The following is a 20,848-nucleotide window of genomic DNA, read 5'->3' as shown; positions in this document are numbered from 1 at the left end:
GATTTTTCACAGCTAGAAAGCTAGCGTTAGCCAGAGCCGCTTATGATTTGTACTTGGGCTATGTCGGTATCGCCCTTGAGCACCTTTAAAATGCCGTCTTGGGTTAGGGTGCGCATACCATCCGACATAGCTTGGGCTTTCATTTCGTGTACCGAGGCTTCTTTATAAATAAGCGCCCTTAGCTCTCCAGACATGGCAAGTAATTCGTGTACCCCAGTTCGACCTCGATAGCCGGTGTCTCCGCATTCATCACAGCCTTTACCTTTGTGCAGCATTAACGGTTCGGTTAGATTAAGTTCGTCTAGGTATTCTTCGCCGTATTGTCTACGGATAAAAGCCAAATCGCTTTCACTGGCTGGATATTTTTCTTTGCAATTGGGGCAAATGGTTCGAATTAAGCGTTGTGCCAATATACCTACACAGGCATCAGAAAAGTTAACTGGGTCTAACCCTAAGTCGAGCAAACGAGAAATGGTTTCTGGCGCCGAGTTGGTATGTAAAGTGGAAAACACTAAGTGACCGGTTAACGAGGCTTCTATACCCGCATGAGCAGTTTCTTTGTCACGCATTTCACCAATTAGAATGACATCTGGGTCGGCACGTAAGAATGCCCGTAAGGCATTGGCAAAGGTAAAACCTATTTTGGCGCTCACTTGTACTTGTTGTAGGCCAGGTTGAGTAATTTCTACTGGATCTTCGGCCGTCCAGATTTTTTTCTCGGGTGTATTAATATGTCCAAGCACAGCATGTAAGGTAGTGGTTTTACCCGAGCCTGTGGGCCCTACTACTAACATTATGCCATGGGGCTTTTGTACTAAGTCTAAAATCTTCTCGTGGTTTTTGGGGGCCAAATTTAATTTGCTCATAGGCATGGCACCACCGGCAGCTAGTATCCGCATGACCACACCTTCACCAGCTACAGTGGGTATAGTGGCCACCCGTACTTCTATAAGTTGGCCTGACATACGAAAAGATAATTTACCATCTTGCGGCACCCGCTTTTCAGCAATATTTAGGTTGGCCATGATTTTTATGCGAGCAATGACCGCACTGTGATGTGAGGCGGGCACTTGGGTAATATCGCGACATACCCCATCAATACGCATACGCACTCGAGTAGGGGCATTTTTTTCTGGATCAACATGGATATCAGAAGCATTTAAGCGTTTAGCATCGTGTAATACTCGACTCACTAGCCTAACCACAGCAGGGGCATCGTCCGACATTTCGTCGGTTTGTTCATCTAGCTCGTCGGCGCTGGAGCCAATTTCGTCTAAGATTTCATCCATAGCACCCGGGCCGCTGCCACCACTGGCTGCTTCGCCTAGATACTGCAAAATGATATTAGGTAGACTGACGGAAATTTCGTAGCTATCAATGCCTAAGGCACTTTCAATTTCCATTAATAAGGTCGCGTTATTGGGTTCAGCCATTAACACTATAGGGTTGTCTTTTACGTCGGCTAATACAGCAACAAAATTACGCTTTAAATAAGATAGGTTTAACTTACTGTCACTTTGAAATAAGTGATACTTGTCTGGCAAGTAGGCTAGATAAGGCACTTGATAATGTACCGACAAGGCATTGCCTAAGTCGTCTTCTGGCACTCTATGTTCTGAAGTAAGCCTTTGCACCAGTTGGCGAGTATCGTGAGAAGACTCTTGTAGTTTTTTAAGTTCTTTTTCTGAAATTAAGTCGCGGTGTACTAAATAATCAAAGGGCTCGCTGGTGCCACCTAATTCATAACGAAACTTTTTACCCATAATCTCGGCAATGGCATTTGCCAAAGCCAGATCATCATCATTAAAGGTAGTGTCTTGCTTATTGATGATTTGCATGACACCCATTAACACCCCTGAATCAAGAATAGGAATGCACATAATGTTGCGGGTTTTAAAGGTTGAGTCTTTATCGAACTGGTCGGCAAAATTAAGGCGCTTATGAATACTGGCTAGCTCTTCCTTATTATAGGGATCGTTAATTATTAGCGGTAACTGACTTAATGCCACATACCCAGCAATAGACATAGGGCTAATAGGGACTTTGATCTCGCGGGTTTCTTTACCGGTTTTAAAACGCGCGACTAAATCTTGATGTTGGCGACGGCGCTGAAAAATACTCATTCTTTCTGCACCAAACAAACTTAAAACAAAAGGTTCAAGTTTATGATAAGCATCCATCAAAGAAGGATAGGTTTTAAGCAACTGGTGGATACGGTCAAGGTGATTCTGATTTATGTCTGCATTCATAGTGTGCTTAATCGGCTTCTTTGAGTTTATTTTATTAGTATTCAGAACTTTACTATAACTGACCCATGACAGACAGCAAATAGCTATTGTTTTTTGACTGAACTCTTATCGATGAGCCTAAGGCTGTGCTTAGGATGCCGGGTAACACGAAATGGTAAAGACTCATTTATAATACTGTCGCCATGGTTAACGCCTTTGGAACAAGCATTTTCGTTTTAGTAATAAGAGGCAATATTACTCAGCCAATTTTGTATATTTTGCGCCTACCCATCTTATTCTTAGTGTTAAAAATCCTTAAATTAGATTGACTCTCTGTTTTATTTGGATATTTTTATTACCTGTAGTGTTTGGAGCTCAGCCATCCACTTGTTTTATCTATAACAAGGAAAAAGGAATTTATATGTTAAATAAATTAGCAAGTATGGGACTATTGGTTTGCTCACTGATTTTTCTCTTTTATTCTAATGCAGTAAAAGCTAAAACATTATACGGTGAATGTTATGGGTGTTCAGAAAACGCATCTATAGGTGTTGCAGTGGGGCTCGCTCGGGAACATGCTGATGAGTCGCCTCTTTTTACTGTTCATATTGCTAACATAAAACACATGTTGGTTTATTCATTCAAAGTGGTTGATCGAGATGGCGAAATAACCATAAACTCAATATCCACTCCTTCGGATATTGAAAGTAAGATGAAGGACGTAGTGGAGGCTTATAGCCTTCTACGCGAAAGGGCGACTAGCACACAAATTCCTAAAACTATAATGTCCTCCGCTTGGGAATACGTGAATTGTTTATACTGTAAAAATAATATTACTGATTATTTGGCCAGTACACTGCATGGGCAAATCCTGCGAGCTGGCCAAACAGTTAATACTATAGCCGAACTTTTTGGTTTAGTTAAAACCAATGTCCCCAATCAATTTAATATACCTTTAGAGGCGGGGGGAAAAGTTATCATAAAATTAGAGGTTGATGCTCAGGCAAACCTCTATATTGAAGTAGTAGACGTTGTTGACTCAGATAACAATAGTATACCTTTTGAAGCGTCAAAATTGCATAACGCTAGAATTGTAGTGAGCTCTTATGCAAATGCTCAAGCAATTAATTCTTTTATTAACAGATTTAATTTTTATGTACCTAAGGGAATGACGGGTAAAGTAACTATTACAGACAACCCATGATATACCTAAACTAGTGAGCTTTTTAGCTCACTAGGTTTTTATACCAAGCCTTTGTAAAATTACAGTATCTCAAATCTCTATTAGCTCCCACTAAATTTTAGCCCATTCCGATATATAGAAAGCCCATCTGCCTGAAATATACCTGCCTCATCATACAGAGATGAAACTGAGCTCTATAAAAGGCAAAGCAAAACCATTTTAGAATAGGCAACATTCAAGCCTCTTAAATACTAGATTTGAGAATTAAATGATTAGCGGCTGCTACAAATTCATTAGTAAATAGCAGAAGCATTAAAAAGCAGCACTTATTTAAAACTATCGGATAAGTCGGCTTGCAATCTAATCTAGCTTATGTATAATTCGCGCCCACTCGTTCTTCGGAACAAGTGAATTTGGTTAGAATTGAGGTGCTTTTACTGATATTCAACATATAGCCATAGAATAAAACAGGACCCCAATTGTGGGTTAGCGGTTTACATGCATCCTCCTACCAAAATTAAATGGTGGTGTGGATGGTTTTTTTTGTTCTTTCGATTGGAGCTTAATCGATGCCAAATCAAAGAATTCGTATTCGTTTGAAAGCGTTTGATCACAAGTTGATCGATCAGTCTACGGCTGAAATCGTTGAAACTGCGAAGCGTACAGGTGCTCAGGTTAGCGGTCCTATTCCACTACCTACACGTAAAGAGCGTTACACAGTACTTACTTCACCTCACGTAAATAAAGATGCACGTGATCAGTATGAGATTCGTACACATAAGCGTTTGGTGGATATCATTGAACCTACTGATAAAACAGTAGATGCATTAATGAGATTGGACTTGGCTGCCGGTGTTGATGTTCAAATCAGCCTGGGCTAACAAGAGAGGGTTTTAACATGGCGATTGGTCTTATCGGTCGTAAAGTAGGTATGACTCGCATCTTCACTGAAGATGGTGTGTCTATTCCTGTGACTGTTATCGAAGCCACTCCGAACCGTGTTACTCAGTTATTAACTGATGACACCAACGGATATAAAGCGCTTCAAGTCACCGCTGGCGAGAAAAAAGCAAGCCGCGTTAATAAAGCTGAAGCAGGTCATTTTGCTAAAGCTGGCGTGGAAGCAGGCCGCGGTTTATGGGAGTTCCGTTTAGACAGCAATGAAGGTGAAGGTATTGAAGTAGGCAGTGAAATTACTGTTGAAATCTTTACTGAAACTAAAGTCGTTGACGTTGTCGGTACTTCAAAAGGTAAAGGTTTCCAAGGTGCTATTAAGCGCTGGAACTTTAGCCACCAACGTAATACACATGGTAACTCATTGTCGCACCGTGCACCTGGTTCGATTGGTCAAAACCAATCACCTGGTAAAGTTTTCAAAGGTAAGAAAATGGCCGGGCAAATGGGTAACAAGCGTGCAACAGTGCAGTCTTTGGACTTAGTGCGAGTTGATGCTGAGAACAACCTTTTATTAGTAAAAGGTACAGTTCCTGGTGCAGCTGGTGGCGATGTCATTATCAAAGCTGCAGTTAAAGCGTAACGTCTGGGGAGTTAAGTGATGGAATTAGTATTGAAAGACGCCAAAGGCGGTCTTGAAGTATCCGAAGCAACCTTTGGACGTGATTTTAACGAAGCACTAGTACATCAAGTAGTAGTTGCCTTCGGTGCAGGAGCTCGTCAGGGTTCTCGCGCACAAAAAACACGCTCTGAAGTACGCGGTGGTGGTGCCAAACCTTGGCGTCAAAAAGGAACAGGTCGTGCCCGTGCTGGTACTATCCGTAGTCCTATCTGGCGTTCTGGTGGTGTAACATTTGCTGCCAAGCCACAGGATCACAGCCAAAAGGTTAACAAAAAGATGTACCGTGGTGCTATTCAAAGCATCCTTTCAGAATTGGTACGTCAAGAACGTTTAATCGTGGTTGAAAAATTTGCAGTTGAGACTCCAAAAACTAAAGAACTAGTTTCTAAGTTAGCCGAGTTTGAACTTAAAGATGTACTTATCGTGACATCAGATGTTGATGAGAACTTGTTCTTGTCTGCACGTAACTTATATAAAGTTGACGTTCGCGATGTTCAGGGTATTGACCCAGTAAGTCTTATAGCATTCGAAAAAGTATTGATGACTGCTGATGCAGTTAAACAATTAGAGGAGTCGCTAGCATGATAAATGAAGAGCGTCTACTTAAGGTGCTATTAGCACCACATGTTTCTGAAAAAGCTACGCTTTCTGCTGAGACAAACAACACTGTTGTTTTGAAAGTAGTGAAAGATGCGAACAAAGAAGAAATTAAAGCTGCAGTTGAAAAATTGTTTGAAGTTGAAGTTGATTCTGTTCGTACCTTAAACGTTAAGGGTAAAACCAAGCGTCACGGTGCATCTTTCGGTAAGCGTAAAGACTGGAAAAAAGCTTACGTTGTGCTTAAAGAAGGTCAAGACATCGACTTTGCTGGCAGCGAAGGCTAAGAAGGGGATTAGATATGCCATTATTGAAAGCTAAGCCGACTTCAGCTGGTCGTCGTCACGTAGTTCAGGTTGTTAACCCTGACCTACACAAAGGCGCACCTTATGCACCTTTGCTTGAAAAGAACAGCAAATCTGGTGGTCGTAACAACAATGGTCGCATTACCGTGCGTCATATTGGTGGCGGTCACAAGCATCACTATCGTGTTATCGATTTTAAACGTAACAAAGACGGCATCCCTGCTAAAATTGAACGTTTAGAATATGATCCGAACCGTTCTGCTAACATTTGTTTAGTGTTATACGCAGATGGTGAGCGTCGTTATATTTTGGCTCCTAAAGGTGCTAAAGCAGGCGATGCAATCCAGTCAGGTTCTGATGCGCCAATTAAAGCAGGTAATACTTTGCCAATGCGTAACATTCCAGTAGGTACTACGGTACACGCTATTGAAATGAAGCCTGGTAAAGGTGCCCAAATTGCTCGTTCTGCAGGTGCTTACGCACAGATCCTAGCGCGTGCCGAAGGTTATGTAACTCTTCGTTTGCGTTCTGGTGAAGTTCGTCGAGTATTGGCAGATTGCCGTGCCACCATTGGTGAAATCGGTAATGCAGAACACATGCTACGTTCACTTGGTAAAGCCGGTGCGAACAGATGGCGCGGTATCCGCCCAACTGTACGTGGTGTAGCCATGAACCCTGTTGATCACCCACACGGTGGTGGTGAAGGTCGTACCTCTGGTGGCCGTCATCCTGTTTCACCTTGGGGCGTTCCAACTAAGGGTAAGAAAACACGTAGTAACAAGCGTACTGATAAATTAATCGTACGTCGTCGTAATAAGTAACAGCGAGGATTCACCATGCCACGTTCTCTCAAGAAGGGTCCATTCATAGACCTACACTTGCTGAAGAAGGTCGAGGCTGCAGTGGAGAAAGGCGAGAAAAAACCAATTAAGACTTGGTCACGCCGCTCTATGATCATCCCAGATATGATTGGGTTGACCATTGCAGTCCATAACGGTCGCCAACACGTTCCTGTATTTGTCAGTGACGAAATGGTCGGCCATAAATTGGGCGAATTTGCTCCAACGCGTACTTACCGTGGCCATGTCGCGGATAAGAAAGCCAAGAGATAGGAATTAGATTATGGAAGCTTTTGCTAAACATCGTCATGCTCGTACCTCTGCTCAAAAGGCACGCTTGGTAGCAGATCAAATTCGTGGTTTACACGTTGAAAAGGCCCTTGAAGTTCTGTCTTATAGTCAGAAGAAAGGCGCCGATCTAATCAAAAAAGTATTAGAATCAGCGATTGCGAACGCCGAACATAACGAAGGTGCAGATATCGACGAATTGTCAGTATCAAAAATCTTTGTTGACGAAGGTCCAACTATGAAGCGTATCAAGCCTAGAGCCAAAGGCCGTGCTGATCGTATTTTTAAGCGTAGCAGTCACATCACTGTTGTTGTGTCTGATAACTAGGAGAAGATAATGGGACAGAAGGTACATCCTACAGGTATACGCCTGGGTATCAGCAAACCATGGACATCTACCTGGTACGCTAATACTGCAGATTATGCAGACAACCTGTTTAATGATCATCAGGTACGTCAGTTCCTGACTAAGGCACTTAAAAGTGCTTCACTTTCAAAGATCGTTATCGAACGTCCAGCGAAAAGCATTCGTGTGACTATTCACACTGCTCGCCCTGGTGTAGTTATCGGTAAAAAAGGTGAAGACGTTGAGAAGCTACGTAAGCATGTATCTAAGCTAGCCGGTGTGCCAGCTCAGATCAACATCGCTGAAGTACGCAAGCCAGAATTAGACGGTCAACTTGTTGCAGACAGTATCGCTAGCCAACTAGAGCGTCGGGTTATGTTCCGTCGTGCTATGAAGCGTGCAGTACAAAATGCAATGCGAATTGGTGCTAAAGGTATCAAAGTTGAAGTAAGCGGTCGTTTAGGCGGCGCTGAAATTGCTCGTTCAGAGTGGTATCGTGAAGGACGTGTGCCATTGCATACATTCCGTGCTGATATCGACTATGCAACATCAGAAGCAGCAACTCAATATGGTATCATTGGCGTAAAAGTATGGATCTTCAAAGGTGAAGTATTAGGTGGCATGCCACTTACTCACGAGCAGCCAGCTGCCGCACCTAAGAAGAAGGGCCGTGCTCCTAAGCGTGAGGGCTAATAATTATGTTACAACCTAAACGTATGAAGTTTCGTAAAATGCACAAAGGTCGCAACCGTGGTTTTGCTGCGGGTGACAGTGTAAGTTTCGGAACTTACGGACTAAAATCTGTAGGACGTGGTCGAATGACTGCGCGCCAAATCGAAGCAGCTCGTCGTGCTATGACGCGTGCCGTAAAACGTCAAGGTAAAATTTGGATTCGAGTTTTCCCTGACAAGCCAATTACTGAGAAGCCTCTAGAAGTGCGTCAAGGTAAAGGTAAAGGTAACGTTGAATACTGGGTATGCCAAATTCAACCGGGCCGTGTGTTATATGAGATGGAAGGTGTTCCTGAAGATGTAGCACGTGAAGCGTTTGAATTAGCCGCGTCTAAGTTGCCCTTTAAAACAACTTTCGTAACTCGGACGGTGATGTAATGAAAGCCACAGAACTGAAAGAAAAAAGCGTAGAAGAATTGAACGCAGAGTTATTAAACTTGCTTCGCGAACAATTCAACTTGCGTATGCAAGCGAGCACTGGTCAGCTTGAAAAAACTGACGGTCTTCGTAAAGTGCGTCGCAATATTGCGCGTGTTAAAACCATTCTGACTGAAAAGGCTGCTGCATAATGACTGAACAAACAAGTCGTACAGTACAAGGTCGTGTGGTCAGCAACAAAATGGATAAGTCCATTACTGTTGCAGTAGAACGTAAAGTGAAGCACCCAATCTATGGGAAATTCATCAAACGCACTACTAAGCTACACGCACATGACGAAACTAACCAATGTAACGAAGGTGACGTAGTAACAGTACGTGAATGTCGTCCTTTGTCTAAGTCCAAAAACTGGATGTTAGTAGACGTTGTGACTAAAGCTTAATTTAAGCTTTAGTAAGCAAATACAAAAAGCGCGGCCCTCTGGGGACGCGCTTTTTTTATGTCTGCTACAACGTCATCTGTTTAACCTAACAATTGGTCGAATTTTAACCTTAATGGTTGACCAGTGTTGTTTTCACAACTATCTTAGATAGCTTCAATAAATAATAAAATATTAAATATCAATAAATTAGCCTATGGTCTAAAGCCATTATTAGGGTGAATGCATATGATTAAGTTATATCAGCTAATCTATTCAAGTATGTGCAAAACACAGCTCTGTGTTGAAGATTTAGACTATATTTTAAAAGTTTCGCGTATTAACAATGTGCAGGTGGATATTACTGGCATGTTGCTGTACCAACAGGGTAGCTTTATTCAAGTTTTAGAAGGGCCGCAAAAAGCCGTTCAAGCGACATTTACTAAAATTGAGAAAGACCCCAGACATCACTCAGTGACAGTTTTGTATCAAGATCATTGTGAACAGCGTGATTTCCCAACTTGGGCCATGGCTTTTCACGGCTTTGATTCAAACGAAAGCGAAGGGTTATCAGATTTTTTACACCCCTATAAATCCAAAGATGAAGCCAATATTTCTGAAGGGGCCGCCAAACAATTATTGAGTCGATTTAAGCAGATCAATCAACGCTGAATAACCTAATAACTTTCTTTAATTATGCCCTACAGAAGGATAAAAAATGAGTAAACTGGCAGCCACTATCATGCACAAGCGAAGTATGGTGTATTTGGCACTCGGGTTTACCTTTTGTTATGCCTTAGTTGTAAGTTTAGGTTGGTTAGCTACAAGCTCTGCTATGATGCAATTTGGCACTGCCGGGCAAACTATGTTATTTACCAGTGCTTTAGGTTTTTTAGGTTTATCTAGTGCCGCCTTATCCTATTTACGCGATAAAAATAGTCTGGCAATTGGACTTTCAACCGCCACTTTTTTGTTAGCTGGGTTAAATCTAGCTGAGCTGACTTTTACTTTAGGTTTTTCTATAGACCAACTTATTGCTGGTTTGCAATCTAGTGCTGTGACCATGCCTGCGACAGAGGCCAGCCTGCTAATCAATTTAATATTTATATTATCTACAGTCTGTATCTTTTGGTTAGCCAATCAAAACGGCCAAAAGCAAGAACTAACCGCAGTTGCTGGTATTATTTGCCTTGTTTTTGCCTTTAGTGTTGTGTCTTTGCTGGCCTATCTATTCCAAAGTGAAACTGCCCAGAGCTTAGGCCCAATAGTGTATTTACCCTTTCCCACGGCAATAGGATTTTTGGGTTTTTCATTAGGCATGATCTGCTTGCTGATATTGCGCATTCAACAAAATCAGCATGGTTTGTATTATATTCCACTGTTAATTGGGATGTTATTTTTAACCATAACCCTGTTATTTACTAATGTGTTAAATGAAAAATTCAGCACAAACACAGATCCTATAGTTGAGTTAAAGCGTGAGCTAGTTCACAACCATGCAAGACTTAGTTGGAATAACGAACTACTCAAACTTGCTACCCATGTAAAACAAGCTAAGCAAGCTTCATCTATTCAATATACTAATTATCAATTGCCGATATTCTTTAGGGCCTTGTATGTAGAAGGTAAAAACACACTAAATATAGTATTAGCTCAAGCTGATGATTTACTAAAAACTACGCCAACGCTTGCTTACCATGATTTTTATCCAGCTATTAATAACCCCACTGCCGAGGCTTTAGGAATAGAATCTACTCCCTTGTTTTTGGTGGGAGATAGACAGCAGTTTTTAATACGTATGCCTTTATCTTCAGTGGTGTTAGAGCAAACACAGCAAGAAACAGCTGTACTTGTACGGGTAGATTTAGGCTTATTTTTAGATAATGTAGTGAAGTCTAAGTTAGCCGCACAGGATATAGTTCGCTTTGCCCCTGCGGGAGATGAGCTACACCATTTTGATGATCTGCTAGTTTTGCCTTTTTATATTGAAAGCGGCTCAGTGCTATTAGAATTTAACGTTAAGCCTTTAATCGAATCGCATAATCAACTGGTTTTAGTTGTGTTTTGTTTTGGTACAATTTTGACCTTTGCCATAGCTTTTGCTGCTTATTATGCCCAGCGTTCTAACATGCAAAGCCAAAAGTTACTCCATCAGGCTAACGCCAGAAATCAATACGAAGCTGAATTACAACAATCACATATGTCTCTAAAATTGGCTGCTGATATAGCCAACTTAGGTATATGGCGCTGGGATGTACAAACAGGCCAGTTGACCTGGAATGATAAAATGTATGAGATTTATCAAACCCCAGAAGAAGTCAAACAAAATGGCTTAATTTACGAATATTGGTATGAATCTTTACATGAAGACGATCGCGAAAGAGTAACCAGCAAACTGCAATTAGCCATAGACAATGGCAAAAATTGGGAAGATGAATTTAGGCTACATTTGCCAGATGGAAAGATCAAATACATTAAAGCCACAGCGAGAAGCTTTACTGATACTAAAACTGGCCAAGTAGTGATGATTGGCGGAAACTTTGACATCAGTAAAGAGCGAGAGTTACAGCAAGAGCTAGAGCAAAAATCTAAACAGGCGCAAAACAGCATAGTGGCCAAAAGTCGATTTTTGGTCAATATTAGCCACGAATTAAGAACCCCTATGAATGGCATTTTAGGCATAGGTGATTTATTTTCTGCCACTAATTTAAATGTTAAACAAAGGCAGTATCTGTCTGTGATGCAATCATCTGCAGAAAAATTGTTGGCCTTATTAAATGACATATTAGATTTATCAAAAATAGAAGCAGGGGAAATGCACATAGAGATGATTTGTGTGCCTTTAGAAGAAGTGGTAGGTGATGCTCTTAAGTCTATGTCAACCAATGCACACCAAAAGGGCTTAGATTATCACTATCATAAACATCAAGATGTGCCAGATTGGGTGTTTACCGACCCTGTTAGACTCAGGCAAATTCTTACAAATATAGTTAGCAATGCGATTAAATTCACCGAGCAAGGCAGCATAACAGTAAGCATTAATTTGGCGCAAAAGCGCTTATCTAAACATGATTCAACATTAATTGAATTTCAAATTAGAGATACCGGCATTGGGCTAACCAAAGAGGAAATGAAGTCTTTATTTAATCCATTTGCCCAGCAAGATCAAAATATTACCAAGCTTTATGGTGGAGCCGGTTTGGGCTTATCTATTGTCAAACAGTTATTAGAATTGTTAGATGGCTCAATTAAAGTTGAAAGTGAACCTTACAAAGGAACAACAGTTAACTTTATTTTGCCAGTAAAAGTGGGTTCACGAGCTGACGGTAATGCTAATAGCAACCAAGACTATGATTTTTACCTGCAAAATCAGCATAGTGGTCTTGATTCCAAAAGCTGCTTAGTAGTTGACAGTAACGAAATAAACCGTAAATGGTTAAAAGATATGCTGCACTCATGGCAATGTAATGCCACAGTTTGCCAAGATGCAACAGAAGCGCAAAGTGCATGGGAACATAGTTTAGACAGTGGATTTCATTTTGATTTAATCATTATTGATAGGCAATTAAATGGTTTAGACGCCTTTGAATTTGTCCGTGCAATTAAGCAGCAATGTGAATCTAAAATCCTTGAATGTCCAGCCATTATTTTTGTATTAACTACCAATAATCTAGATGCCGATCTTAGTATTTGTGAAGAGCTAGATATTGGTCTGCAAATCATTAAACCTATAAAACAGTCAGAAGTCTTTAACGCCATGATGACGGCTTTAGGTAAAAAACAAGCCGAAATCAATACTACAAGTGGCATTCAAAAAATCGATGGGGCGAATAGACTAAAAGTGTTGCTGGCAGAAGACCATCCAGTTAATCAATTATTAGTGGAAGAAATCTTGCGTGCTAGAGGGCATAAGCTCACTACAGTAGAAAATGGGCGATTGGCCGTTGAAGCGATAAAAAATGAAAACTTTGATGCGGTTTTGATGGATGTACAAATGCCAGTTATGGATGGCATTACCGCGACTAAATTAATTAGAAAAGCACCCGAAAACTCAGATATTTGTATTATTGGGTTAACCGCCAAAGCCTTAAAAGAAGACAGAAATATTTGTTTAGAAGCCGGCATGAATTATTACTTAACCAAGCCGATTAAACCAAAAGCCTTATTATCGGTGCTAGAAAACAAACAAATTCGAGAGTCACGTAAAATGAGTTTAGCGGCTATATCAATATTAGATGATGCTAGTGGAGCAGAATTACATGCTTATACCTTATTAGATATTGAGCGAAGCTTACTTACTACTGGCGAAGATTTAGACCTGTTAAAACGCATGTTGTTGTTAACTTTAGAAAATACCCAGCCTATTTTAGATGACATTTTTCACTGTGAGTCACAACAAGATTGGTTAAAATTGGCTAAAGTGATACATAAGGGAAAAGGCATGTTAGCTAATTTTTGTGAATTGTCCTTTATGAAATCAATGGAAGAATTGATTGATGAAGCAGAACATAAGAACGTAGAAGAAATAGAAAAACAGTTGCCTGTTATAGTAGAAAAAATTATTCAATTTACTGCCGAACTCAAAGACTTTATTGCTAAAACGCAACAAGGAAAGCCGTTAAAATGAAAATAATTGTTGCCGAAGATGATCCTGTCACCCAATTACTCATATCTGAAACTTTAAAAAAGTGGGGGTATGAGGTATTGATTGCCCAAGATGGCTTAGAAGTATTAAACCTGCTAAAAGAACATAATGACGTGCAGTTGTTCTTATTAGATTGGCAAATGCCAGAGTTAGATGGCATAAAGCTTTGTCATCATCTTAAAAATAGAAAAGGCAACGATTTTTGTTACATAGTGATTTTAACCACTAAAAAAACCACTGTTAATTTAGTTCAAGCGCTGGAATCAGGTGCCGATGATTTTATCTCTAAGCCTTTTTATCCCGAAGAACTCAAAGTGCGGCTAAAAGTAGGTTGCCGTATTATTGAATCTGAAAATAACCTGTTATTTCAAGCACAACACGACCCACTAACCAATACTCTAAACCATCGCGCCATAGTAGATTTGCTAGGTCAATTGTGGTCGCGCTCAGTTCGTGATAAATCAGACTTAGCTGTGTTGATGTTAGATATCGATTTTTTTAAACGGATCAACGACACTCATGGGCATCAGGCTGGAGATTTTGCTTTAAAGCACTTTTGTCGTTTAGTAAAAATGGAATTACGCCCTTATGATTCCTTCGGGCGCTATGGCGGTGAAGAGTTTACTATTTGCTTGCCAGCAACAGATGCCGACCAAGCAATATCCGCTGCTCAAAGGATCCGTAAGCGTATTGAAAACACCCCAGTTGAAATGGAAAAACTTCGCTTTAATATGACAGTTAGCATAGGGGTAGCGACCTTTTCAGAAAATCAGCATTCCTATAAAGAGTTATTATTACACGCAGATAAAGCGGTTTATGCAGCCAAAAGGAATGGCAGAAACTGCGTGGTATATGAAGCTTCCTAGTTATTACTAGGAAGCTTGTTGTTAGGGTTTAGTTTGCATTCAAGCTCAGCCAACAACAACATTTTGTTAGACTGATCATGTCGCAACCAACATTGCCCTTGTTTGATTAGTAGTGAAATCGAATCCACCGGCTTGATACCCATTTCTCTTTCCTGTCTATTGGCCCTTTCTATTAAAATACTACTGTTAACAGTAAAGGCAGAGTCAGCAATTTGGATAGGCGCACTGTTAAACAGCTCGCCTAGACCCTGTTGTAAAATCAAACGACTTTGTGCACTTGGATTAGCCACTATAGCCGCTTGAGCTGCGCTGCTTGAGTTAGTCTGGCAGGCGCTGGTGAGCATAGCTGCCATGATTAACCAAGACTTACTGAATAGGTTTTTATTCATGATTTTGGCTCAGCTAGTGGCGTGTAAATTTTATTGTTAAGCAACATCATTTCTAACTGGCTATTGGGGTCTTTAATGGCCAAGCCTGTATTGCTTTGTTGTTTAGGCGCTTTATTCGCTGGTTTGTTTTGTACAGGGCATTGACCTTGTTCAGCATAAGTTACAGCGGCATTAAATAACGCCTCTTGGCTGTCACCTAAGGCTTGAGAAAAGTCATCTTCGATGGCACAACCAGGTAATTCATCATCAAATACTGGGCTATCCACAGGTTTAAAGCCATCGGCATAATCACCAAACCCTTTGTTATTAACCCCTTGAAATTGAATGGTGAAATAAGTCGTACTGCAATTGTCAGTGGCATAAAAACCATAGGGTTTACCACAAGTTCTATCACCTATTAATACCACTTCCACGTCTATACCACGTAAGCCATTAATCACAGCTTCACTGGCTGAACAGGTGCCCTGTGTGGCTAAAATATACACGCGAGTAAGGTCTAAGCTTGGTAATTTGCTGCCTTCGACAAAACGTCCTGTAGTCCAATTAATCTCTTGATCGTAAAAAGGAGTAGGCTGAATACTGCGCCCTGTAACTGGATCAACACTTGGGTGTTTATCGTTAAATTGTAAGGTTTCAAAATTACGCCCATCGGTTTGGCTGCCAGCAATCATATAAGCTAATTGTGAAGCCATGGCTAATAAGCCACCACCGTTGTAACGTAAGTCTAAAACCAGTTGGGTTACGCCTTGATCAACAAAGGTCTGAAAACCGTCAATTAAGCCTGACTGGCCAGTACGTATAAAAGTATTAAATTGCATGTAGCCCATTGTTCCTGCGTCAGTATCTAATACTGAGACATTTTGCACAGGCTGAATTTCAATATTGGCCGAGGTCAAAGTGGTTTGTAATACGCTTTCACCTTGGGCGTTGGCAAATTCAAACTCAAAGCTTTGTTCGGGTTGATCGGGGAATATAGCCGCGTTAATTTTATCAATGTCAGAGGCGCTGCTGGTATTAACAAAATCTATACCGTCTATAGACTTTAACTCGTAACCTCTTTGTACACCCGCTAAATTAGCCGGAGAATCAGGCTCGGTGTAACGCACAATTAACTTTCTAGGTGCGGTATTACTAACAAATTCCCAACTTATGCCATATCCCGAGGCTAGGCCACTTTGAGTACGTTTATTGTAATCTTCGGTTGATTGAGAAAAGTGAAAGTTATCTTTTAATGCCCCAGAAGCAGTACGCTCATCGGTTTTTAACTGAGCAAAGTAATTGGCCACAGAATAATTAGTGGGATCATTGTCTGCCACTTCGCTATACCAAAGGTAAGTGTCGTTGTTCCAAGAGCGTAGCCACATTTTTTCGTGCATGGCGGTGCCTTGCGTATCCGAAAAAGTATCACCATTGCTATCTGGTCCAACTCTGGGCACTTCACACTTATTTTTAAAGGTAGAGGCGTTGGCAAACACACCAGGTGTCCAAGTAGGGGCATTATTAGTTGGGGTAGTGGGAGCGGGTCGCACAAAAGATGGAGCTGAGTCTCCGCCTCCTCCACATGCACTTAACATTGAGCAAGCTAATAAAAGCGCAGTGGTCGAATAAATTGATTTAGTCATATTATTACTACTTTATTTATATGGATAAAAGTTAAATTGATTACGCAGAGATCGTCAATACAGATCCTAGTTAGAGTCAGCAACACGCTGTTTTACTGCAGAATGCGCTAAATGGGTACCAAGCAAAGATACCAAGCAATAGGCTAAAAAATAATAAAAGCCTTGGCCTGCATTCGAAAGGGTTTGACTACTAATATCTATCGATAAAGAAAAGCCAAAAACACTAAATTGTTCGGTATTTTGGGTCTGGGCGTGGTTAGTGGATAACACAGCCAAAAAGATGGCAACCACAAATACATCGGCCATAGACCACTTACCTATAGTACTGACAAAAGCTAACAGACGCTTTTCCCATGCTAATGATTGACAAAAATATGAAATGGCTACTAACAAAGATTTTAATAGTGGGATAGCCACAGAAAAAACAAAGATGGCCATGGCGACTATTATTCTTTGGTCTTGCCATAATTCTTTGACCGTTGCCATGATAGAGAGTTCTTTGTTCACTAATGTAGAGGTAAAGCTCGAACTACTTAAATTCGCCATCATTTCCATATTAAAACTAAACATGGTCAACAAAATTCCAGGGAAAAATAACCCCAAGGCCAAGATATTAAGGCTAAAACCTAAGTGTTTTTTGTACATAGTGCTTAATAAATAATAAAAATTTAGCGCGAAGCTTAACCTGTATAAAACTCAACGGCAGCAACTAAATGGGCTTTTTTGTTGATAAATTGTCACAAAATTTAATTCTTTTGCATCCAAACTTAATAGCTAAGCGTTTTACTGTTAGCATGAGTTAACTTAATTATATATTTAGGTACCAATATGGATCATAGCCATAACTTGCAGTTGCTAGGCAAAGTCGCAGCGGGTGACCGCAAAGCCTTTGAACAATTATACGCGGCCACCAGTGCACAATTGTATGCGGTCAGTCTAAAAATATTAGGCAGAAAAGACCGTGCTGAAGATGCATTGCAAGAGGCCTTTATTCGTATTTGGCACAATGCCGGTGAGTATAGCCCCGGTAGAGGCACAGTGCTTACCTGGATGATTAGCATAGTGCGTTATCGCGCTTTTGATCTGATTCGTTATCACAAGGTTAGGGGCGAAGAAGACCTAGAAGAAGACGAGTTTTCAGCCGAGAACGAATTGCAAAGGTTATCGCCTGAACAGCAAAAACAGTTAGATTTTTGCTTAAAGGAGCTAGAAAGCCAGCAGCAACAAGCCATTCACTTGGCATTTTTTCGCGGCTTAACTCATCAAGAAGTTACTCAGCATATTAGTAGCCCGTTAGGCACCACTAAAAGCTTAATTAGGCGTGGCATGAAATCACTTAAGAGGTGTTTAGGATTATGAATTACCTGAATCAGGAACTACAACACGCATTAGCTGCTGAATATGTATTAGGTACCTTAAGGGGCCAAGCCAGAGTGCGCTTTCAAAAGTTACAGTTACGTCACCCAGAATTAAAACAAGTCACCCATCAATGGGAAGAGCATATTAACGCTTTAGGTGAGCAACTTAATCCAGTATCACCCGATCCTAGTGTGTGGAATAAAGTGGTGGCGCGACTAGATGGCGTGGCTCCGCAAACTGCCGCCTCTAATGTAATTAAGTTAGAAAAGCGAGCGAATTGGTGGCGTAATGCCAGTGTATTTGCCGCTGCCGCCTCGATTTTGATGGCAGTACTATTGTTGCAGCCGCAATCTGTAATTAGTGTGTCACCCAAGCAATTAACCGTGGTGCAAAACACTGAGCATAAACCTTTATGGTTAATCGAAGTGTTCGAGCAGAACCTTGCAGTGAAAGCCACAGAGTTGGTTCAGGCTAAAAGCCAAAATGATTATGAATTATGGATGGTACCTAGTAATGGTAATGCGCCTATTTCTTTAGGGCTTTTACCACAACAGGGAGAGAGAGCCTTGGACAAGGTTGAGCAATTTGACTCTTTGGATATTGCTGCAATAGCTGTCAGTATCGAACCATTAGGTGGTTCGCCAAATGGTGCACCAACTGAAGTCTTGTTTGTGTCTGAGTTAGTTTTATTGTAAAAATTATTTTAAATTTAATTTTTATCTATACAAAAAGCCCTTATCCCTTGTGGAGTAAGGGCTTTGTAGTTATTTGGCCGCTATTAATAATTAAAACTCACCATTAATTTTCATTTATTTAACTTATTTTCAAATTAATTGCATCCAAAAGACAGATTGACTCGTTAGTACCTTTGAAGAGTGAAAAATAACCAAAGGAACAATAATGAAAACTACCAACAAGACTTTTGCTTTAAGCTTAATCAGCTCAGTGATCATTGCTCAATCAGCTATGGCATCTAGCCACAGAGAAGCGCCAAATATCACAAGATTACCAACTTTAGATTCAACCGATTTTTATGCCTTTAATAGTTATGAAGAAGGACGTGGCGATTATGTCACCCTTATTGCTAACTATATTCCATTACAAGATGCATACGGTGGCCCTAATTATTTTGCTATGGATCCTGCTGCGGTTTACAGCATCCATATAGATAATGATGGGGATGCAGTCGAAGATATGACCTTTCAATTCAGGTTTGAATCTAGCTTACCCAACGACAACCAAGGTGTAGCTTTGATGATTGGTCCTGAAGGGGATCAGCGCAGTGTTAAAGTGCCGTTAAAAAATATTGGTGGCATTAGTGCGGCCAATCAAGGTGCGGCAAACTTTAGCGAAAGTTACAGTATGAGTTTAGTCACTGGTGCTCAAACATCAGGTAGCAGTGTACAACTGACTAATGCCACAACCAGCGGCGCCACTTTTGGCAAGCCGTTAGATTATATAGGTAATAAAACTTTTACAGATGCAGCGACTTACGCCGAATATGCCAATAGTTTTATTTATGACTTTGCCATTCCAGGATGCGATAGCATGGGTAAAGTTTTTGTGGGACAACGTAAAGACCCCTTCACAGTAAACTTAGGTAAAACCTTTGACTTAGTTAACTATGTGCCAGTAGAAGGCGATAGTTCGCCAGGTGCAGGCGACGGTGACGGGTTTCCAGGTGGAATCACCCAAGATACAGCAAACGATGATTTAGCCGATAAAAATGTCACAGCTATCTCAATAGAAATTCCTAAAGCCTGCGCCACGGGTTCAGGCAATGGCACTATTGGTGCATGGACAACAGCTAGTTTGCCACAAGCTCGGATCTTGAATCCTAATGCCAGCTTTAATAATACCGAAGTAAACGGTGGTGCCTTAACTCAGGTGTCGCGCTTAGGTAATCCACTAGTGAATGAATTAGTGATTGGTTTAGCCGATAAAGATACCTTCTCTAGCGCTCACCCTATGAACGATGGTCAATTTGCCGACTATGTCACTCATCCGTCTTTACCAGAATTACTGAATATTTTGTTCAGAGATGCGGTGAACAGTACTTTAGGTGCCAACATAGAAACCTTAGCGCCAACTAATTTTCCTCGTGTGGATTTAGTGACGGCCTTTTTAACCGGCTTCCCTGGGGTTAACCAACTGGCCACAGTGACACCTTCAGAGATGTTACGTTTAAATACGGGTATTGCGGCCACCGCTGCTGCTGAGCAATCACCTTTTGGTGTGGCAGGTGATGATTTAGCCGGCTTCCCAAATGGTCGTCGTCCTGGTGATGATGTGGTGGATATTGCCCTTCGTGTTGTAATGGGACGCTTGTGTTACCCCATTCCAGTCAATGGAACAGACACCGACCTAGGCTTATGTACACCAGAAGACGCCAGTGTGGGTAATGTACCATTTACCGATGGCGCACCAGCTAATGCGTCTATGATGATGAGCCATTTCCCTTACCTTGCTATGCCTATTGCTGGCTCTGAATAAGGAGAATCACATGCAACATTTACCTATCAAAAATATTGCTAGCCTGTCAGTGGTCATTGCGCTAATGGGATGTGGCTCTGATGATGATTATCAAATACCGGTGAATACTCCACCTGTTGCGGTATCGGTTAATTTAATCACTCAAGCCGATGTACCAATTAACGACCAAGTCTCGGGTACCGATGCCGATGGCGATCCACTTAGCTACTCAGTAGCCAGTGAGCCTACTCTAGGTAGCTTAACTTTAAACGCTAATGGTGATTTTACTTATCAGCCAAATGAAACAGTAACTGGCACAGATAGTTTTAGCTTTACTGTGTCTGATAATGCTTTTGGCTCTGATACGGCAACAGTATTTATTACTATTGAAAAGCAGCAAGTGAGCTTTGCTAGTTATAGTCGTAATGCTTATGCGCAAAGTGAGACTGATAAACCTCTGCCAACCAATGGCCGTGAATTTACGCAAGATGTCACCGACCCAAATGCTTATGATGATTTATTAGAAAATCCATAAGTGAGGTGATTGAGTAGGGGCTAACCCTAATACTAAAGAAATAAAGCCAAGGATGGCTTTTTGCGTGAAAT

At 41.0% G+C, this 20,848-nt stretch carries 23 protein-coding genes; 19 read left to right on the top strand and 4 right to left on the bottom strand.

What is annotated here, in order from left to right:
• Positions 1 to 26 precede the first annotated feature (26 nt).
• Positions 27 to 2,180, bottom strand: a complete 2,154-nt coding sequence (locus tag ACVCDT_RS12940; RefSeq protein ID WP_447133229.1) for an ATPase, T2SS/T4P/T4SS family — start codon at positions 2,178 to 2,180, stop codon at positions 27 to 29.
• Between the two features lie 469 nt (positions 2,181 to 2,649).
• On the opposite strand from ACVCDT_RS12940, the gene ACVCDT_RS12935 reads away from it, so the two are divergent.
• The 15 genes from ACVCDT_RS12935 to ACVCDT_RS12865 all read left to right on the top strand — a co-directional run bounded on the left by ACVCDT_RS12935 (position 2,650) and on the right by ACVCDT_RS12865 (position 14,400).
• Positions 2,650 to 3,432, top strand: a complete 783-nt coding sequence (locus tag ACVCDT_RS12935) for a hypothetical protein (protein ID WP_447133201.1) — start codon at positions 2,650 to 2,652, stop codon at positions 3,430 to 3,432.
• Positions 3,433 to 3,980: 548 nt separating this feature from the next.
• Complete coding sequence (gene rpsJ, locus ACVCDT_RS12930) at positions 3,981 to 4,292, top strand: 30S ribosomal protein S10 (protein WP_006012796.1); 312 nt, start codon at positions 3,981 to 3,983, stop codon at positions 4,290 to 4,292.
• Positions 4,293 to 4,309: 17 nt separating this feature from the next.
• Entirely contained in the window at positions 4,310 to 4,948 is a 639-nt protein-coding gene (gene rplC / locus ACVCDT_RS12925; protein WP_447133200.1) for a 50S ribosomal protein L3, read from the top strand.
• An 18-nt stretch (positions 4,949 to 4,966) separates the two neighbouring features.
• Positions 4,967 to 5,572, top strand: a complete 606-nt coding sequence (gene rplD / locus ACVCDT_RS12920) for a 50S ribosomal protein L4 (protein ID WP_447133199.1) — start codon at positions 4,967 to 4,969, stop codon at positions 5,570 to 5,572.
• Complete coding sequence (gene rplW / locus ACVCDT_RS12915; RefSeq protein WP_447133198.1) at positions 5,569 to 5,871, top strand: 50S ribosomal protein L23; 303 nt, start codon at positions 5,569 to 5,571, stop codon at positions 5,869 to 5,871. The genes rplD and rplW overlap by 4 nt, the downstream gene beginning before the upstream one ends.
• 14 nt (positions 5,872 to 5,885) lie before the next feature.
• Positions 5,886 to 6,710 carry a 50S ribosomal protein L2 gene (gene rplB / locus ACVCDT_RS12910; RefSeq protein WP_316024756.1) on the top strand — a complete coding sequence of 275 codons (825 nt, stop codon included), beginning with the start codon at positions 5,886 to 5,888 and terminating at the stop codon, positions 6,708 to 6,710.
• A gap of 15 nt (positions 6,711 to 6,725) precedes the next feature.
• Positions 6,726 to 7,001 (top strand): 30S ribosomal protein S19, encoded by a 276-nt coding sequence (gene rpsS, locus ACVCDT_RS12905; protein WP_014107406.1) that lies wholly within the window; start codon positions 6,726 to 6,728, stop codon positions 6,999 to 7,001.
• Between the two features lie 10 nt (positions 7,002 to 7,011).
• Positions 7,012 to 7,344, top strand: coding sequence for a 50S ribosomal protein L22 (rplV, locus tag ACVCDT_RS12900; protein WP_447133197.1), 333 nt, complete (start codon positions 7,012 to 7,014; stop codon positions 7,342 to 7,344).
• A 9-nt stretch (positions 7,345 to 7,353) separates the two neighbouring features.
• A complete protein-coding gene (rpsC, locus tag ACVCDT_RS12895; RefSeq protein ID WP_447133196.1) occupies positions 7,354 to 8,055 on the top strand; it encodes a 30S ribosomal protein S3 in 702 nt (233 codons plus the stop codon).
• 5 nt (positions 8,056 to 8,060) lie between these two features.
• The gene (gene rplP, locus ACVCDT_RS12890) at positions 8,061 to 8,471 is read left to right on the top strand and encodes a 50S ribosomal protein L16 (RefSeq protein ID WP_447133195.1); all 411 of its coding nucleotides are present in this window, start codon (positions 8,061 to 8,063) and stop codon (positions 8,469 to 8,471) included.
• On the top strand, positions 8,471 to 8,662 hold the full coding sequence (rpmC, locus tag ACVCDT_RS12885; protein ID WP_447133194.1) for a 50S ribosomal protein L29: 192 nt from the start codon (positions 8,471 to 8,473) through the stop codon (positions 8,660 to 8,662). The genes rplP and rpmC overlap by 1 nt, the downstream gene beginning before the upstream one ends.
• A complete protein-coding gene (gene rpsQ / locus ACVCDT_RS12880; protein WP_447133193.1) occupies positions 8,662 to 8,913 on the top strand; it encodes a 30S ribosomal protein S17 in 252 nt (83 codons plus the stop codon). Before rpmC ends, rpsQ begins: the two co-directional genes overlap by 1 nt.
• Before the next feature lie 225 nt (positions 8,914 to 9,138).
• Entirely contained in the window at positions 9,139 to 9,561 is a 423-nt protein-coding gene (locus ACVCDT_RS12875; protein ID WP_447133192.1) for a BLUF domain-containing protein, read from the top strand.
• A gap of 46 nt (positions 9,562 to 9,607) precedes the next feature.
• Positions 9,608 to 13,516, top strand: a complete 3,909-nt coding sequence (locus ACVCDT_RS12870; protein WP_447133191.1) for a hybrid sensor histidine kinase/response regulator — start codon at positions 9,608 to 9,610, stop codon at positions 13,514 to 13,516.
• Entirely contained in the window at positions 13,513 to 14,400 is an 888-nt protein-coding gene (locus ACVCDT_RS12865; RefSeq protein WP_447133190.1) for a GGDEF domain-containing response regulator, read from the top strand. The genes ACVCDT_RS12870 and ACVCDT_RS12865 overlap by 4 nt, the downstream gene beginning before the upstream one ends.
• Here the strand turns inward: ACVCDT_RS12865 and ACVCDT_RS12860 are convergent.
• The 3 genes from ACVCDT_RS12860 to ACVCDT_RS12850 form a co-directional block, all read right to left on the bottom strand.
• On the bottom strand, positions 14,397 to 14,789 hold the full coding sequence (locus tag ACVCDT_RS12860) for a hypothetical protein (RefSeq protein ID WP_447133189.1): 393 nt from the start codon (positions 14,787 to 14,789) through the stop codon (positions 14,397 to 14,399). The genes ACVCDT_RS12865 and ACVCDT_RS12860 overlap by 4 nt on opposite strands.
• The gene (locus tag ACVCDT_RS12855; RefSeq protein ID WP_447133188.1) at positions 14,786 to 16,411 is read right to left on the bottom strand and encodes a S41 family peptidase; all 1,626 of its coding nucleotides are present in this window, start codon (positions 16,409 to 16,411) and stop codon (positions 14,786 to 14,788) included. Before ACVCDT_RS12855 ends, ACVCDT_RS12860 begins: the two co-directional genes overlap by 4 nt.
• A 66-nt stretch (positions 16,412 to 16,477) precedes the next feature.
• Positions 16,478 to 17,056 (bottom strand): paraquat-inducible protein A, encoded by a 579-nt coding sequence (locus tag ACVCDT_RS12850; RefSeq protein ID WP_447133187.1) that lies wholly within the window; start codon positions 17,054 to 17,056, stop codon positions 16,478 to 16,480.
• Between the two features lie 183 nt (positions 17,057 to 17,239).
• Between ACVCDT_RS12850 and ACVCDT_RS12845 the strand changes: the two genes are divergently transcribed.
• The 4 genes from ACVCDT_RS12845 to ACVCDT_RS12830 all read left to right on the top strand — a co-directional run bounded on the left by ACVCDT_RS12845 (position 17,240) and on the right by ACVCDT_RS12830 (position 20,777).
• The gene (locus ACVCDT_RS12845; protein WP_447133186.1) at positions 17,240 to 17,770 is read left to right on the top strand and encodes a sigma-70 family RNA polymerase sigma factor; all 531 of its coding nucleotides are present in this window, start codon (positions 17,240 to 17,242) and stop codon (positions 17,768 to 17,770) included.
• Positions 17,767 to 18,465 (top strand): anti-sigma factor, encoded by a 699-nt coding sequence (locus ACVCDT_RS12840; RefSeq protein WP_447133185.1) that lies wholly within the window; start codon positions 17,767 to 17,769, stop codon positions 18,463 to 18,465. Before ACVCDT_RS12845 ends, ACVCDT_RS12840 begins: the two co-directional genes overlap by 4 nt.
• 271 nt (positions 18,466 to 18,736) lie before the next feature.
• A complete protein-coding gene (locus ACVCDT_RS12835) occupies positions 18,737 to 20,263 on the top strand; it encodes a DUF4331 domain-containing protein (RefSeq protein ID WP_447133228.1) in 1,527 nt (508 codons plus the stop codon).
• A gap of 10 nt (positions 20,264 to 20,273) precedes the next feature.
• Positions 20,274 to 20,777 (top strand): cadherin-like domain-containing protein, encoded by a 504-nt coding sequence (locus ACVCDT_RS12830; RefSeq protein ID WP_447133184.1) that lies wholly within the window; start codon positions 20,274 to 20,276, stop codon positions 20,775 to 20,777.
• Positions 20,778 to 20,848: the final 71 nt, after the last annotated feature.

The organism is Paraglaciecola aestuariivivens, from assembly GCF_052983255.1.
Note: the sequence above shows the minus strand (reverse complement) of the source record. Positions and strands in the feature narration are given on the sequence as shown.

Excerpts from the sequence above, each read along its gene's own strand:
- rpmC (WP_447133194.1), top strand. The coding sequence starts at position 8,471 with ATGAAAGCCACAGAACTGAAAGAAAAAAGCGTAGAAGAATTGAACGCA.
- rplP (WP_447133195.1), top strand. The coding sequence starts at position 8,061 with ATGTTACAACCTAAACGTATGAAGTTTCGTAAAATGCACAAAGGTCGC.
- ACVCDT_RS12850 (WP_447133187.1), bottom strand. The coding sequence starts at position 17,056 with ATGTACAAAAAACACTTAGGTTTTAGCCTTAATATCTTGGCCTTGGGG.
- rplB (WP_316024756.1), top strand. The coding sequence starts at position 5,886 with ATGCCATTATTGAAAGCTAAGCCGACTTCAGCTGGTCGTCGTCACGTA.
- ACVCDT_RS12940 (WP_447133229.1), bottom strand. The coding sequence starts at position 2,180 with ATGGATGCTTATCATAAACTTGAACCTTTTGTTTTAAGTTTGTTTGGT.
- rpsJ (WP_006012796.1), top strand. The coding sequence starts at position 3,981 with ATGCCAAATCAAAGAATTCGTATTCGTTTGAAAGCGTTTGATCACAAG.
- ACVCDT_RS12875 (WP_447133192.1), top strand. The coding sequence starts at position 9,139 with ATGATTAAGTTATATCAGCTAATCTATTCAAGTATGTGCAAAACACAG.
- ACVCDT_RS12855 (WP_447133188.1), bottom strand. The coding sequence starts at position 16,411 with ATGACTAAATCAATTTATTCGACCACTGCGCTTTTATTAGCTTGCTCA.
- rplC (WP_447133200.1), top strand. The coding sequence starts at position 4,310 with ATGGCGATTGGTCTTATCGGTCGTAAAGTAGGTATGACTCGCATCTTC.
- ACVCDT_RS12935 (WP_447133201.1), top strand. The coding sequence starts at position 2,650 with ATGTTAAATAAATTAGCAAGTATGGGACTATTGGTTTGCTCACTGATT.
- ACVCDT_RS12845 (WP_447133186.1), top strand. The coding sequence starts at position 17,240 with ATGGATCATAGCCATAACTTGCAGTTGCTAGGCAAAGTCGCAGCGGGT.
- ACVCDT_RS12835 (WP_447133228.1), top strand. The coding sequence starts at position 18,737 with ATGGCATCTAGCCACAGAGAAGCGCCAAATATCACAAGATTACCAACT.
- rpsQ (WP_447133193.1), top strand. The coding sequence starts at position 8,662 with ATGACTGAACAAACAAGTCGTACAGTACAAGGTCGTGTGGTCAGCAAC.
- rpsS (WP_014107406.1), top strand. The coding sequence starts at position 6,726 with ATGCCACGTTCTCTCAAGAAGGGTCCATTCATAGACCTACACTTGCTG.
- ACVCDT_RS12865 (WP_447133190.1), top strand. The coding sequence starts at position 13,513 with ATGAAAATAATTGTTGCCGAAGATGATCCTGTCACCCAATTACTCATA.
- rplW (WP_447133198.1), top strand. The coding sequence starts at position 5,569 with ATGATAAATGAAGAGCGTCTACTTAAGGTGCTATTAGCACCACATGTT.
- rpsC (WP_447133196.1), top strand. The coding sequence starts at position 7,354 with ATGGGACAGAAGGTACATCCTACAGGTATACGCCTGGGTATCAGCAAA.
- ACVCDT_RS12860 (WP_447133189.1), bottom strand. The coding sequence starts at position 14,789 with ATGAATAAAAACCTATTCAGTAAGTCTTGGTTAATCATGGCAGCTATG.
- rplD (WP_447133199.1), top strand. The coding sequence starts at position 4,967 with ATGGAATTAGTATTGAAAGACGCCAAAGGCGGTCTTGAAGTATCCGAA.
- ACVCDT_RS12830 (WP_447133184.1), top strand. The coding sequence starts at position 20,274 with ATGCAACATTTACCTATCAAAAATATTGCTAGCCTGTCAGTGGTCATT.
- ACVCDT_RS12840 (WP_447133185.1), top strand. The coding sequence starts at position 17,767 with ATGAATTACCTGAATCAGGAACTACAACACGCATTAGCTGCTGAATAT.
- rplV (WP_447133197.1), top strand. The coding sequence starts at position 7,012 with ATGGAAGCTTTTGCTAAACATCGTCATGCTCGTACCTCTGCTCAAAAG.
- ACVCDT_RS12870 (WP_447133191.1), top strand. The coding sequence starts at position 9,608 with ATGAGTAAACTGGCAGCCACTATCATGCACAAGCGAAGTATGGTGTAT.